Raw genomic sequence first — 13,614 nt, forward strand, 5'->3', positions numbered from 1 at the left:
GTCACGCCCCCGTGAGCTTCGCGAACTTGGCCTCGTACTCGGTCTCTTCCTTCGGACTGAGCGAACGGAAGGCACGGGACTTGGCCTGCATGGCCTGGTCAGGAAGGATCAGCGGATTCTCCGCCGCGTCCGGGTCGATCTTCGCCAGTTCGTCCTTCACTCCGTCGACGGGGCAGACGTAGTTGATGTAGGCGGCGAGTTCGGCGGCGGCCCGCGGCTCGTAGTAGTAGTCGATGAGCCGTTCGGCGTTGGTCTTGTGCCGGGCCTTGCTGGGGACCAGCAGGTTGTCGCTGGAGGTGAGGTAGCCGCTGTCGGGGACGAGGAAGTCGATGTCCGGGTTGTCCGCCTTGAGCTGGACGACGTCACCGGCCCAGGCGAGACAGGCGGCGAAGTCGCCCTTGCTGAGGTCGGAGGTGTAGTCGTTGCCGGTGAAACGGCGGATCTGACCGGAGTCGACGGCCTTCTGGAGGCGGGCGACGGCCGCGTCGTAGTCGTCGTCGGTGAAGCGGCCCGGGTCCTTGTCCAGGTCGAGCAGGGCCATGCCCACGGTGTCGCGCATCTCGGTGAGCAGGCCGACGCGGCCCTTGAGCTTCGGGTTGTCGAGGAGGTCGGAGAGGGTCTTCACCTCGATGCCGTCCAGCGCCTTCTTGTTGTAGGCGATGACGGTGGAGATGCCCTGCCAGGGGTAGGAGTAGGCGCGGCCCGGGTCCCAGTCGGGGGTGCGGAACTGGGGCGAGAGGTTGGCGAAGGCGTGCGGCAGGTTGGCCGGGTCGAGCTTCTGCGCCCAGCCGAGGCGGATGAGGCGGGCGGCCAGCCAGTCGGTGAGGACGATCAGGTCCCGGCCGGTGTCCTGACCGGCGGCGAGCTGCGGCTTGATCTTGCCGAAGAACTCGTTGTTGTCGTTGATGTCCTCGGTGTACTTGACGGCGATACCGGTGCGCTCGGTGAAGGTGTCGAGGGTCGGGTGCGTCCTGCCGCTGTCGTCGACGTCCATGTACTCGGTCCAGTTGGAGAAGGCGACCTCCTTCTCCTTCGCCGAGTGGTCCGCCGCGGAGGTGCCGCCGCCGGCGGTGCCGGCCGCGGGGATGCCGCAGGCGCTCAGCGCGGCGGCACCGCCGGCCGTGAGCGCGCCGGTGGCGGAGGCGCGCAGCAGCGAGCGGCGGGTCAGGGCGGCCCTGCCGTCGCGCAGACTGCGCCGCATGGCGGCCACTTGGGCCGGGGAGAGACGGTCCGGCTCGTACTGCTCCATGCGCGTGGTGCCCTTTCGGCTGCGGTCGGCGGCTTGCGGGTTTTCTCAGCGGTCCCCGAAGACGGTGCGGTGCCAGTCCTTCGCGGCGACCGCGGTGTTGTCGAACATGACGTGTTTGAGCTGGGTGTACTCCTCGAAGGAGTAAGCGGACATGTCCTTGCCGTAGCCGGACGCCTTGTACCCGCCGTGCGGCATCTCGCTGATGATCGGGATGTGATCGTTGATCCAGACGCACCCGGCCTTGATCTCGCGGGTGACGCGGTTCGCGCGGTACACGTCGCGGGTCCAGGCGGAGGCGGCGAGGCCGTACGGGGTGTCGTTGGCGAGCCGGACGGCCTCCTCGTCGGTGTCGAACGGCAGGACGACGAGGACCGGGCCGAAGATCTCGCCCTGGACGGCCTCGCTGTCCTGGGGGGCGTCGACGATGAGGGTGGGCCGGTAGTAGGCGCCGTCCTTCAGGGCGTCGTCCTGGGGGGCCGCTCCGCCGGTCACCACGCGCGCGTAGTCGCGCGCCCGGTCGACGAAGCCCGCGACGCGGTCGCGCTGCGCGTGGCTGACCAGGGGGCCGAGGTCGGTTCCGGGGGCGAAGGGGTCGCCGAGGCGGACGGTCTCCATGAGGGCGGCGGTGCGTGCCACGAACGCGTCGTACAGGGGGCGTTGGACGTACGCGCGCGTGGCGGCGGTGCAGTCCTGGCCGGTGTTGATGAGGGCGGCGGCCACCGCGCCGTGCGCCGCCGCCTCCAGGTCGGCGTCGTCGAAGACGAGGAAGGGGGCCTTGCCGCCGAGTTCGAGGTGGAGACGCTTGAGGGTGGTGGTCGCGATCTCGGCGACGCGTCTGCCCACGGCGGTGGAGCCGGTGAAGGAGGTCATGGCGACGTCGGGGTGGGCCACGAGGTGTTCGCCGGACTCGGGGCCTGTGCCGGTGACGACGTTGAGCACGCCGTCGGGGAGGCCCGCCTCGGTGGCAGCCTGGGCGAACATCAGGGAGGTGAGGGGGGTTGTTTCGGCGGGTTTGAGGACGATGGTGTTGCCCGCGGCGATGGCCGGGAGGACCTTCCAGGCGGCCATCTGGAGCGGGTAGTTCCAAGGGGCGATGGAGCCGACGACGCCGATGGGTTCGCGGCGTACGTAGGAGGTGTGGTCGCCGGAGTACTCGCCGGCCGACTGGCCCTGGAGGTGGCGGGCGGCGCCGGCGAAGAAGGCGGCGTTGTCGATGGTGCCGGGCACGTCGAACTCTCGGGTGAGCTTGAGCGGTTTGCCACACTGGAGGGACTCGGCGCGGGCGAGGTCCTCGGCCCGGCCGGCGAGGACGGCGGCGAACCGGTGCAGGGTGTCGGAGCGTTCGGCCGGGGTGGCGGCCGCCCAGGCGGGGAACGCGGCACGGGCGGCGGCGACGGCCGCGTCGACGTCGGCCGGGCCGGCCAGGCGGTAGGTGAGGACCGGGGTGCCGGTGGCCGGGTCGACGACGGTGTGCGTGCGGGCGGAGGTGCCGTGGGTGAGGCGGCCCGCGATGTACTGGGCGCCGTCCGCGAAGCGGTCGTGCATGTCGGCTCTCCTCGGTGTCCCCGTGGCGGGGTCCGGTGTGGCTCGGACTCGATGTGAGTGCCGATCCTGACAGAGGGGTGGACCTCCAACAAGTGATTCCGTTGTTGCCATTTGGTTACGCGACGGAATCTGTCGACTGGGTACGGCCGGGGGTCGAGCAGCCGCGGAAAAGGGGGGACGGGGTGTCAGCGGCGCGTGCGACAGTGGCGGGCATGGGAGAGGTCACGCGGGTGTCGGACAGTCGGGAAGCACTGGTCGGGGCGGTGCGGGCCGGGGCGCGGGTCAAGTACCTGTACTTCTGGGGGCACCGGCCGGGTCCGGGCGGGCGGGTCGGGGCGGGCTGTCTGAGTCAGTGGTGGCCGTCGCCGTTCACGGTGGACGGGGTGGAGTACGCGACCGCCGAGCACTGGATGATGGCCGGCAAGGCCCGGCTGTTCCGGGACGCGGAGGCGGAACGCCGGGTGCTGGCGGCGGGGCATCCCGCCGAGGCGAAGAAGGCGGGGCGGCTGGTGCGGGGCTTCGACGAGGCGATATGGGAACGGGAGCGGTTCGGGATCGTCGTCGAGGGCAGCGTGCACAAGTTCGCCACGGACACCCCGCTGCGGGAGTTCCTGCTGCGTACGGGGGACCGGGTGCTGGTGGAGGCCAGTCCCGTGGACCGCGTCTGGGGCATCGGCCTCGCCGCTACGGAGGAGGGGGTGGGCGATCCGGAGCGGTGGCGGGGCGCGAATCTGCTGGGGTTCGCGTTGATGGAGGCGCGGGGGAGGCTGCGGCGGGGCGTCAGGTCGTAGGGCGGGTGCGGGGTCGTGGGTGGGGATGCCTGCGGCGCCTGTGCGGGTTCGGTGGGGGTGCGCGTAGCGCCTTCGGTGCGGTGTGTGGGTCGGGGCCGGGGTGGGGGGTGTCCGTCCTCGGAACGGCGCGGAGTCGGTCTCCTACGGGGGTGAAGCGCGTTGACGCGCCAACCGCTGCGGGCGGACACCCCCCACCCCGTCCCCTTCCCGCCGTACGCGAGTGCGGGTACGTCCCCATGCCGCCGTACGCGAGTGCGGGTACGTCCCCATGCCGTCGGCGCGGCATCGGGGACCCGCTCACTCGCGCGGGACGCGGGGCCGCTCACTCGCGCGGGCTGCGCAGGCCGCGTAACCGCGGGCGATCGTGCCGCCTGGGGCGGCACGGGTGGGCGCGGCGGCACCCCGTCAGCGCCGGGCCGCGCAACCCACCCCACGTCAACCACCACGCCGGACACCGGACAGCACCGGACCAGTCACGCCAACCCGCCCGCCGCCGGCAGGCCTACGCGCTGGTGAAGATGAGGACCGCGAACCCGATCCCCAGAGCGATACCGAACGCCCCGCAGATGATGCCGGCCAGCGCCTGGCCGGAGTTGGTCGCCTCGCCCTTGCGCGCCTTCGCCCGCCCGACCACACCGAAGATCACGCCCAGGACGCCCAGCAGGATGGCGACCGGCCACAGGCAGAAACCCACGGCCGCGATGATCCCGAGGACGAGACCGGCCGTGCCCATCCCGTTCCTCGGCGGCAGCGGCCCCATGCCCTGCCAGCCGTAGTAGCCCTGCGGAACGCCGCCGTAACCGGGGCCGTGGCCCGGATATCCGTAGGCGCCGGGATAGCCGTAGGGGGCCTGGCCCGGTCCGTCGGGGGCGATCGGGGGCGGGGGGACGACGGGAGTACGGGCCTGGCCGTGCGGCGGGGTGGACGCGGGCGCCGCGAAGGGGTTGGCCGCGTCCTGCGACAGGCCGGGAGACGCGGGCGCGGGTGCCGCGTGGGCCGGTGGAACGAACGCGGCGTCGTGGGGCGGCGTGCCGGACGGGGTCGCCCACGGCTGGGGCGGCGGTGTCGGGGCCGCCTCGGCGGGCTGGTCGCCCAGGGTGGGTATGGACGTGACCGTCTGGTGGTCCGACCCGGGCGCGGACGGGGCCGGCCACGGCGTCGAGCCGCCCGGCACGGGGACCGGCGGGCCGGAGCCGCCGGAGGCGTCCGGGGAGTCGTTGACCGGCGGCGGCCACACCTTGCCGCCGCCCCCCGGCCCGGCCGCGGAACGGTCCGCCGGCGCCTGCCCGGTCACCGCGTCTCCTCGCCCCGCACCGGGCGGCACCGTCGGTCCGTGCGCGTCGGCTTCCGGCGTCTGCGCGTCGTCGGACATGCGCGGGTCCCCTCTGTTCGAACGTGCCGTCATGCTACGGCGCGTACCCTCCCGGCGGGCCCTCGGCCTACGATGATCCCGAGTCACGATCAGCCGATCACCCGCGTCCCGCCGGGCACCCACCCGCCGCAGGACGCCCCGTTCCGGGGAGGAACCCCTTGACCGAGCACACCGAGCGCACCGGGCAGACCGAGCGGACCGAGCAGACGCGGGGTCCCGGGGCGGGCCCGCGCCCCGAGCACCTCGTCACCCCCGAGGTCCCGCGCGATCTGCGTGCCTTCATCGCCGGCCTGCCCAAGGCCGAGCTGCACGTCCACCACGTCGGCTCCGCCTCTCCCCGGATCGTCGCCGAACTCGCCGCCCGGCACCGCGACTCGCAGGTCCCCGCCGATCCCGAGGCGTTGGCCGAGTACTTCACGTTCACGGACTTCGCCCACTTCGTCAAGGTCTATCTGTCGGTGGTCGACCTCATCCGCACCCCCGAGGACGTCCGGCTGCTGACGTACGAGGTGGCCCGCGAACTGGCCCGGCAGCAGGTCCGGTACGCCGAGCTGACCCTCACCCCCTTCTCCTCCGTCCGGCGCGGTATCGACGAGCGCGGCTTCATGGACGCGATCGAGGACGCCCGCAAGGCGGCCGAGGCCGAGTTCGGGACCGTACTGCGCTGGTGCTTCGACATTCCGGGCGAGGCCGGTCTGGAGTCCGCCGAAGTGACGACCCGGCTGGCCACCGACGACCGGGTACGGCCGGAGGGGCTGGTGTCCTTCGGGCTCGGCGGGCCGGAGATCGGTGTGCCCCGGCCGCAGTTCAAGCCGTACTTCGACCGGGCCATCGCCGCCGGGCTGCACTCGGTGCCGCACGCCGGGGAGACCACGGGGCCGCAGACGGTCTGGGACGCGCTGACGTATCTGCGCGCCGAGCGGATCGGACACGGCACCAGTTCCGCGCGGGACCCGAAGCTGCTCGCGCACCTCGCCGAGCACCGGATCCCGCTGGAGGTGTGCCCGACGTCGAACATCGCCACCCGCGCGGTGCGCACCCTGGACGAACACCCGATCAAGGAGTTCACGCGCGCCGGAGTGCTGGTGACCGTCAACTCCGACGACCCGCCGATGTTCGGCACCGACCTGAACAACGAGTACGCCGTCGCCGCCCGCCTGCTCGACCTGGACGAGCGCGGGCTCGCCGAGCTGGCGAAGAACGCGGTGGACGTCTCCTTCCTCGACGCGGCCGGCAAGGCCCGGCTCGGGGCGGAGATCGACTCCTACACGGCGGCCTGGCTCCGCGAGTCCTGACCCGTCCACGCCCTACCGGAGATCCACTGCCATGACCGACGTGTCCACCCCGGCCGCCGTGGCGCACCGCGGCGATCCCTACCGCTCGCGCGAGAACACGGTCGGTTCACTGCGTTCGGCGCTGCGCCGCGGCGCGGACGCGGTGGAGATCGACGTACGGCTGACCCGGGACGGCGTGCCCGTGCTGCTGCACGACGAGACGCTGACGCGGTTGTGGGAGCGGGACCGGCCGCTGTCCGCGCTCTCGGCCGGTGAGGTACGGGAGTTGACGGACGGGCGGGTGCCCACGCTGGCCGAGGCCCTCGCGGCGGCCGACGGGCACCGGGTGATGGTGGATCTGCCCGGCACGCCCGGCGAACGGGCGGTCCGGCGGATCGTGGACGTGGTGCGCGAGTGCGGCGCGGGCGACCGGGTGTACTACTGCGCGGGGGCCGCCGCCATGCTCGCCGTGCGCGCGGCCGACCCGGCCGCCGAGATCGCGCTGACCTGGACGACCCTGGCGCCGCCCCGGCCCGCCCTGCTGGACGCCGTCCGGCCGCGCTGGCTCAACTACCGCTGGACGCTGGTGGACCGGGCGCTGGCCGAGCGGGTGCACCGCGAGGGCTACCTGCTCTCCGTCTGGACGCCGGACACCCGCCGTGCCATGCGCCGGCTGATCGGGCTGGGCGTCGACTCGGTCACCACCAACCGGGTCGACGTGCTGTGTGCCCTGCGCGAGCGGGCAGCGGGCGGGACGCGCGGTGCGTGAGTGCATAGCTCACGTCGCCCGACAAGGCCCGGCTTGCGCGGGCGACACGCCAGAGGTTCACTCGCCCGAGTGATTGTTACTTTGTGAATACGGCTGGACACTCGACGTATTCGGGGAGGTCATGAGGCTTCTCCGACGCGAGAGGAGCCGTCATGGCCGCAGCAGAATCATCCACTTCGCAGGCGCCGCAGATCGCGAGCAGCTCGCAGACCGCCGAACAGGACCAGGGCGCCACGACGGCGATCGGCGGCAACGTCGGTGCCATCTGGCGAGCGTGGTGGACATGGAGTCCGGGCAACGGGACCCACAATCTCCAGCTCCCCTGGAACGTCATCGGGCCCGACTCGACGGTCGTCGTCACCGCCTCCGAGATCGACGGCAACGGGAACCGGTTCGTCGGCGGGGCGCCCTTCCAGGTGTCGAGCATCGCCCCCGGCAACGGAGTGGTGACGTTCAAGATCAGCATCGGCTGGAACAGCCCGCTGGCGATGCGCACCGACGTCCTGGTCTTCAACTGAGCCCCGCCCTCCGGCCGCGCGGGCCGGAGGGCGGTGACGACCGGCACGACCGCCCGTGACGGCTCCGGGTCCGCCCGGGCCGTCAGGGGGCGCCCGTCACACCTCCAGCGACGTCATCACGTGCTTGATCCGCGTGTAGTCGTCGAACCCGTAGGCCGACAGGTCCTTGCCGTACCCGGACTTCTTGAACCCGCCGTGCGGCATCTCCGCGACCAGCGGGATGTGCGTGTTGATCCACACGCACCCGAAGTCCAGCCGCCGGGACATCCGCATCGCCCGCCCGTGGTCCTTGGTCCACACCGAGGAGGCCAGCGCGTAGTCGACGCCGTTGGCCCACTCCACCGCCTGCTCCTCGTCGCGGAACGCCTGCACGGTGATGACCGGTCCGAAGACCTCGTGCTGCACGATCTCGTCGTCCTGCTTCAGACCGGAGACGACGGTCGGGGCGTAGAAGTAGCCCTTCTCGCCGACCCGGTGGCCGCCCGCCTCGACCTTGGCGTGGGCGGGCAGCCGCTCGATGAACCCGGCGACCTGCTTGAGCTGGTTGGGGTTGTTGAGCGGCCCGTACAGCACGTCCTCGTCGTCCGGCTGACCGGTCTTGGTCTCGGCGGCGGCCTTCGCCAGCGCGCTCACGAACTCGTCGTGGATCGACTCGTGCACCAGCACCCGCGTCGCCGCCGTACAGTCCTGCCCGGCGTTGAAGAAGCCCGCCGTGGAGATGTCCTCGACGGCCTTGGGGATGTCGGTGTCCTCGAAGACGACGACCGGCGCCTTGCCGCCCAGTTCCAGGTGGACCCGCTTCAGGTCCCGGGACGCCGACTCGGCGACCGACATGCCGGCCCGTACGGACCCGGTGATGGAGGCCATCGCCGGGGTGGGGTGCTCGACCATCAGCCGGCCGGTGTCGCGGTCGCCGCAGATGACGTTGAAGACGCCCTTGGGCAGCACCGAGCCGATGATCTCGGCGATCAGGACGGTGGAGGCCGGCGTGGTGTCGGAGGGCTTCAGGACGACCGTGTTGCCCGCGGCCAGCGCCGGCGCGAACTTCCAGACGGCCATCATCATCGGGTAGTTCCACGGCGCGACCTGCGCGCAGACCCCGATCGGCTCCCGGCGCACGAAGGAGGTCAGTCCCTCCATGTACTCGCCCGCGCCGCGCCCCTCCAGCATCCGCGCCGCGCCCGCGAAGAAGCGGATCTGGTCGACCATCGGCGGGATCTCCTCGGTACGGGTCAGCCCGATGGGCTTGCCCGTGTTCTCCACCTCCGCCGCGATCAGTTCCTCGGCCCGCTCCTCGAACGCGTCCGCGATCTTGAGGAGGGCCTTCTGCCGCTCGGCCGGCGTGGTGTCCCGCCACGCCGGGAAGGCCGCCGCGGCGGCGGCCATGGCCGCGTCCACGTCCGCCCGCCCGGACAGCGGCGCGGTCGCGTACGCCTCGCCCGTGGCGGGGTTGACCACCTCGGTGGTCCGTCCGTCGGCGGCGTCCCGGAACTCACCGTCGATGAAATTGCGCAGACGACGCAGCTCGGTGCTCACTGCCGGCCCTCCAAGTCGTGGATGTCCAATGGCTGAGACACCCACACTAATCGGAGCACCGACGTTTTCAACACCCCCACTCCCCCGCGCGTTGCGAAATCCGCACCGTGGGTGCATTTGAACAACGGATTTCATCGGTCTGGCCTTGCGGAACCGACGAGACGTCGTGCACAGTGAAGCCGTGGCCAGTCGAAGCGCAGACCAGAGGGGCTCCCGCGAGTCCCGGCACGGCAGTCCCCAGCTGGACGCCGTCTCCCTCGCGATCATCGAGCAGCTCCAGGAGGACGGCCGCCGGCCGTACGCCGCCATCGGCAAGGCCGTCGGCCTGTCCGAGGCGGCCGTGCGCCAGCGCGTGCAGAAGCTGCTCGACCAGGGCGTGATGCAGATCGTCGCCGTCACGGACCCGCTCACCGTGGGCTTCCGCCGCCAGGCGATGGTCGGCGTCAACGTGGAGGGTGACGTGGAGTCGGTCGCCGACGCGCTGGCCGCGATGTCCGAGTGCGAGTACGTCGTGATGACCGCCGGCTCCTTCGACCTGATGGTGGAGATCGTCTGCGAGGACGACGACCACCTCCTGGAGGTCATCAACCAACGCATCCGCGCCGTCCCCGGCGTGCGCTCCACCGAGAGCTTCGTCTACCTCAAGCTCAAGAAGCAGACCTACATGTGGGGAACCCGATAACCGTGAGCACCGACAGCCCCAAGGACCTCAGCAAGGCCGCGTACGACCACCTGTGGATGCACTTCACCCGCATGTCGTCGTACGAGAACGCGCCCGTCCCCACCATCGTCCGTGGCGAGGGCACCCACATCTACGACGACCGGGGCAAGCGCTACCTCGACGGCCTCGCCGGCCTGTTCGTGGTCCAGGCCGGGCACGGCCGGCAGGAGCTGGCGGAGACCGCCATGAAGCAGGCGCGGGAGCTGGCCTTCTTCCCGGTGTGGTCCTACGCCCACCCCAAGGCCGTCGAGCTGGCCGAGCGGCTGGCGCACGAGGCCCCCGGCGACCTGAACAAGGTCTTCTTCACCACCGGCGGCGGCGAGGCGGTCGAGACCGCCTGGAAGCTCGCCAAGCAGTACTTCAAGCTGACCGGCAAGCCCACCAAGTACAAGGTGATCTCCCGCGCGGTCGCCTACCACGGCACCCCGCAGGGCGCCCTGTCCATCACCGGCCTGCCCGCCCTGAAGGCCCCCTTCGAGCCACTGGTGCCGGGCGCGCACAAGGTGCCGAACACCAACATCTACCGCGCCCCGCTCCACGGCGACGACCCCGAGGCCTTCGGCCGCTGGGCCGCCGACCAGATCGAGCAGCAGATCCTCTTCGAGGGCCCGGACACGGTCGCCGCCGTCTTCCTGGAGCCGGTGCAGAACGCGGGCGGCTGCTTCCCGCCCCCGCCCGGCTACTTCCAGCGGGTGCGCGAGATCTGCGACCAGTACGACGTGCTGCTCGTCTCGGACGAGGTCATCTGCGCCTTCGGCCGGCTGGGCACGACGTTCGCCTGCGACAAGTTCGGCTACGTGCCGGACATGATCACCTGCGCCAAGGGCATGACCTCGGGCTACTCCCCGATCGGCGCCTGCATCGTCTCCGACCGCCTGGCCGAGCCGTTCTACAAGGGCGACAACACCTTCCTGCACGGCTACACCTTCGGCGGCCACCCGGTCTCCGCCGCCGTCGGCCTCGCCAACCTCGACCTGTTCCAGCGCGAGGGCCTCAACCAGCACGTCCTCGACAACGAGGGCGCCTTCCGCGCCACCCTGGAGAAGCTCCTCGACCTGCCGATCGTCGGCGACGTCCGCGGCAACGGCTTCTTCTACGGCATCGAGCTGGTGAAGGACAAGAACACCAAGGAGAGCTTCGACGAGGAGGAGACCGAGCGCGTCCTGTACGGCTTCCTGTCCAAGGCCCTCTTCGACAACGGCCTGTACTGCCGGGCCGACGACCGCGGCGACCCGGTCGTCCAGCTCGCCCCGCCGCTGATCTCGAACCAGGAGACGTTCGACGAGATCGAGCAGATCCTGCGCGCGACGCTGACGGAGGCGTGGACCAAGCTGTGACCATCTGACGTCATGATCATCCGCGGCCCCGGCGCCGACCGTTCGAGTGAGAAACGGCGGCCCGGGGCTGTGTGCTGTCCGCAGCGGCTCCGGGGAGTCCCTAGCGTGCCACTGACCGACGGCCCCCGCCCTCGTTCGCCCGGAAGGGGGACGGACGGCGGGGAAACGGATCAGAACGAGGTGTACGCCGATGGTGGCCCCGCCGGACAAGCCGGACAACGACGTGATCCGGGCAAGCGCCCTGCACTTTGAGCACCACGACGGCTCCCCCGCGCTCCAGGGCGTCTCCCTCGGCGTCCGCAAGGGCGAGGTCCTGGCCGTGCGCGGCCCGCGCGGCAGCGGCAAGACGTCACTGCTGCGGTGCCTCGCGGGACTGGACCGGCCGCAGCGCGGCGAGGTGTGGTTCGACGGCGTCGCGGTGCACACCCTGGGCCCGCTCGCCCGTGAGCGGCTGCGCCGGGACCGGTTCGGCTGGATCGACCCGGCCCCGGTGCTCGTACCCGAGCTGACCGCCTGGGAGAACGCCGCCCTCCCGCTGATGCTGCGCGGCACCGGCCGGCGCCGGGCCCGGCAGGCCGCCCTGGAGTGGCTGGAACGCCTCGACGTCGACGGCAGGGCGCGGCTGCGGCCGCACGAACTGCGGCGGTCCGAGCGGCAGCGGGTCTGTGTGGCCCGCGCGCTCGCCGTCGTCCCCTCGGTGCTGTTCGCCGACGAGCCGACCGCCCCGCTGCACCGCGCCGAGAGCGCCCAGGTGCTGCGCACGCTGACCACGGCGGCCCGCTCGCACGGCGTCACGGTGGTGCTCGCCGCCCACGGTCCGCAGGGCGCCGCCCTCGCCGACCGCACGGTGACCCTGCTGGACGGACGCCGGGTCCGAACCCTGCACCTGCCCCCGGTCACCGACGTGGCGGAGAGCGCGGAGGCCGCCGGCGGCACCGGAACGGAAGGCCGGGCGGCGTGCTCGCTCTCCGCCTGACCCGCGCCGCGGGCCTCGCCGTGCGGCTGCGCCGGCTGCTGGTGGCGGTCGCGTCGGCGGGCACCGGCTTCCTGCTGCTGTGCTCCCTCGGTCACGCGCTGACCCACCCGGACACCGTCGGCGACTCCGCCCTCCGGCTGGCCTGGTGCGCGGCGCCGCTCGCCGCCACGGCGTACCTGGCGGTCGCGGTGGCCCGTACCGACCCCGGCACCCGGCCCCGTACCGGGCTGTCGGCGGTCGGCCTGGGACCGGGCCGGCTGATGGCCGCCTCGGCGGCCACCACGGCCGCGTCGTGCGTCCTCGGCTCGGTCGTGGCGCTGCTCGTCCTCCTCCGGCTCCGCGGCGACCTGGCGGGCCGGCCCGTCACCGGCGCCCTCGCCGACACCTGCGCCGTGGGCCTGACCCTGCCGGTCCCGGCGGTGCTGACCCTGCTGGCGCTGACGCCCGTGGCGGCGTCGGCGGCGGTGGCCGTGGCCCTGCGCCCGCGTGAGACACCCGGGTCCGCCCCGGCGGGCGGCGCGGGGCGGCGGTACGGGCGCTTCGGGGCGTACGGCCTGGCGGCGCGGGAGACCTTCGGGGCGTACGGCCGCTTCGGCGCCCGCCGGGCGACGGTTCCCGCCGGCGTCCCGGCCGCCGCCCCGGCGGCCGGGGCGGACACCCCCACGGGCGGGGCGGGAGACACCCCGGCACCGGCGGGGGGCGTCCTGACCTCGGCGGCCCACGGACCGGCGGCCACGGACACCGGCCCGGCGGGCGCCGCACAGGCCGTCCGCGGCAGCGCCCCGGCAGACCACACCCCGGCCGCCCCGCACACCGGCCCGGCAGGCCACGCACCAGCCACCGCGGGCGACGGCACGGCAGGCACCGCGCGATCCCCCGCGCCCGCCCGCCCGGCCACCGCCGCCCTCCCCTGGGGCATCTCCGTACTGGCCGCCGGTCTGGCCGTGGAGGCCATGGCGGACCGCGCCGGCGACACCGGCGCCCCCGCCGCCGGTGTGCTCGTCGGCTGGGCGCTGACCGCCCTCGGCCTGGCGCTCGCCGGCCCCGGCCTCACCCATCTGTGCGGGCGCCTGCTCCAGGCGGCCCGCCCGGGTGCGCTGCGGCTGCTGGCCGGCCGGGGACTCATGGAGGAGGCGCACCGTCTCGGCCGCCCCCTGGGCGTGCTCTGCGCGGTCGCCTCGGCGGCCTACGCGGCGGCGGTGCTGCGGGACGCGGACGGATCGTCGTTCGGCCCGCTCAGCGCCCTCGGCGCCCTCCTGGTGTCGGGCTGCGCGGTGGCCACCTTGCTGACCACCGCCGTCGAGGCCAAGCACACCCGCGCCGACGCCACGTCGGCACTGCTGCGGCTCGGGGCGCCGGCCACGGTGCTGCGCGGTGCCGCCGCGCTGCGCGCCGTCGCCCTGCTGACCGTGTTCGGTCCGCTGACGCTGGCGATCGCGGAGCTGGCGGCGCTGCCGCTGGCCCGTTCGTGAGAAGGACCGCTCGCCCGCGAGAAGGACCGCTCGCAAAAAAGATCGAAGAAATCT

General features: G+C 72.7%; 12 protein-coding genes. 8 read left to right on the top strand and 4 right to left on the bottom strand.

The window, feature by feature from the left end; genetic code table 11:
• Position 1 precedes the first annotated feature (1 nt).
• Positions 2–1,249, bottom strand: coding sequence for a polyamine ABC transporter substrate-binding protein (locus tag ACZ3IG_RS22180; RefSeq protein WP_467434176.1), 1,248 nt, complete (start codon positions 1,247–1,249; stop codon positions 2–4).
• 45 nt (positions 1,250–1,294) lie between these two features.
• A complete protein-coding gene (locus ACZ3IG_RS22185) occupies positions 1,295–2,794 on the bottom strand; it encodes a gamma-aminobutyraldehyde dehydrogenase (protein WP_467434177.1) in 1,500 nt (499 codons plus the stop codon).
• Positions 2,795–3,006: 212 nt separating this feature from the next.
• Here ACZ3IG_RS22185 and ACZ3IG_RS22190 point away from each other — a divergent pair, with 212 nt between their 5' ends.
• Positions 3,007–3,585 (top strand): NADAR family protein, encoded by a 579-nt coding sequence (locus ACZ3IG_RS22190; RefSeq protein WP_467434178.1) that lies wholly within the window; start codon positions 3,007–3,009, stop codon positions 3,583–3,585.
• Between the two features lie 502 nt (positions 3,586–4,087).
• Here the strand turns inward: ACZ3IG_RS22190 and ACZ3IG_RS22195 are convergent.
• Positions 4,088–4,957, bottom strand: coding sequence for a DUF4190 domain-containing protein (locus ACZ3IG_RS22195; RefSeq protein ID WP_467434180.1), 870 nt, complete (start codon positions 4,955–4,957; stop codon positions 4,088–4,090).
• A gap of 269 nt (positions 4,958–5,226) precedes the next feature.
• Between ACZ3IG_RS22195 and ACZ3IG_RS22200 the strand changes: the two genes are divergently transcribed.
• From ACZ3IG_RS22200 to ACZ3IG_RS22210, 3 genes are all read left to right on the top strand, one after another.
• Positions 5,227–6,252, top strand: a complete 1,026-nt coding sequence (locus ACZ3IG_RS22200; protein ID WP_467434361.1) for an adenosine deaminase — start codon at positions 5,227–5,229, stop codon at positions 6,250–6,252.
• A gap of 31 nt (positions 6,253–6,283) precedes the next feature.
• Entirely contained in the window at positions 6,284–7,000 is a 717-nt protein-coding gene (locus ACZ3IG_RS22205; RefSeq protein WP_467434181.1) for a glycerophosphodiester phosphodiesterase, read from the top strand.
• Between the two features lie 152 nt (positions 7,001–7,152).
• Positions 7,153–7,518 (top strand): hypothetical protein, encoded by a 366-nt coding sequence (locus ACZ3IG_RS22210; RefSeq protein WP_467434182.1) that lies wholly within the window; start codon positions 7,153–7,155, stop codon positions 7,516–7,518.
• Between the two features lie 96 nt (positions 7,519–7,614).
• On the opposite strand, the gene ACZ3IG_RS22215 is transcribed toward ACZ3IG_RS22210, so the two are convergent.
• Positions 7,615–9,054 carry a gamma-aminobutyraldehyde dehydrogenase gene (locus ACZ3IG_RS22215; RefSeq protein WP_467434183.1) on the bottom strand — a complete coding sequence of 480 codons (1,440 nt, stop codon included), beginning with the start codon at positions 9,052–9,054 and terminating at the stop codon, positions 7,615–7,617.
• Positions 9,055–9,220: 166 nt separating this feature from the next.
• On the opposite strand from ACZ3IG_RS22215, the gene ACZ3IG_RS22220 reads away from it, so the two are divergent.
• The 4 genes from ACZ3IG_RS22220 (at position 9,221) to ACZ3IG_RS22235 (ending at position 13,560) form a co-directional block, all read left to right on the top strand.
• Positions 9,221–9,736 (top strand): Lrp/AsnC family transcriptional regulator, encoded by a 516-nt coding sequence (locus ACZ3IG_RS22220; protein WP_215164511.1) that lies wholly within the window; start codon positions 9,221–9,223, stop codon positions 9,734–9,736.
• A gap of 2 nt (positions 9,737–9,738) precedes the next feature.
• Positions 9,739–11,112, top strand: coding sequence for an aspartate aminotransferase family protein (locus ACZ3IG_RS22225; protein ID WP_467434184.1), 1,374 nt, complete (start codon positions 9,739–9,741; stop codon positions 11,110–11,112).
• A 190-nt stretch (positions 11,113–11,302) separates the two neighbouring features.
• The gene (locus tag ACZ3IG_RS22230) at positions 11,303–12,088 is read left to right on the top strand and encodes an ABC transporter ATP-binding protein (protein ID WP_467434185.1); all 786 of its coding nucleotides are present in this window, start codon (positions 11,303–11,305) and stop codon (positions 12,086–12,088) included.
• Positions 12,070–13,560 carry a hypothetical protein gene (locus tag ACZ3IG_RS22235; protein ID WP_467434186.1) on the top strand — a complete coding sequence of 497 codons (1,491 nt, stop codon included), beginning with the start codon at positions 12,070–12,072 and terminating at the stop codon, positions 13,558–13,560. The genes ACZ3IG_RS22230 and ACZ3IG_RS22235 overlap by 19 nt, the downstream gene beginning before the upstream one ends.
• The last annotated feature ends 54 nt before the right edge of the window (positions 13,561–13,614 follow it).

The organism is Streptomyces sp. NPDC016677 (assembly GCF_055562815.1).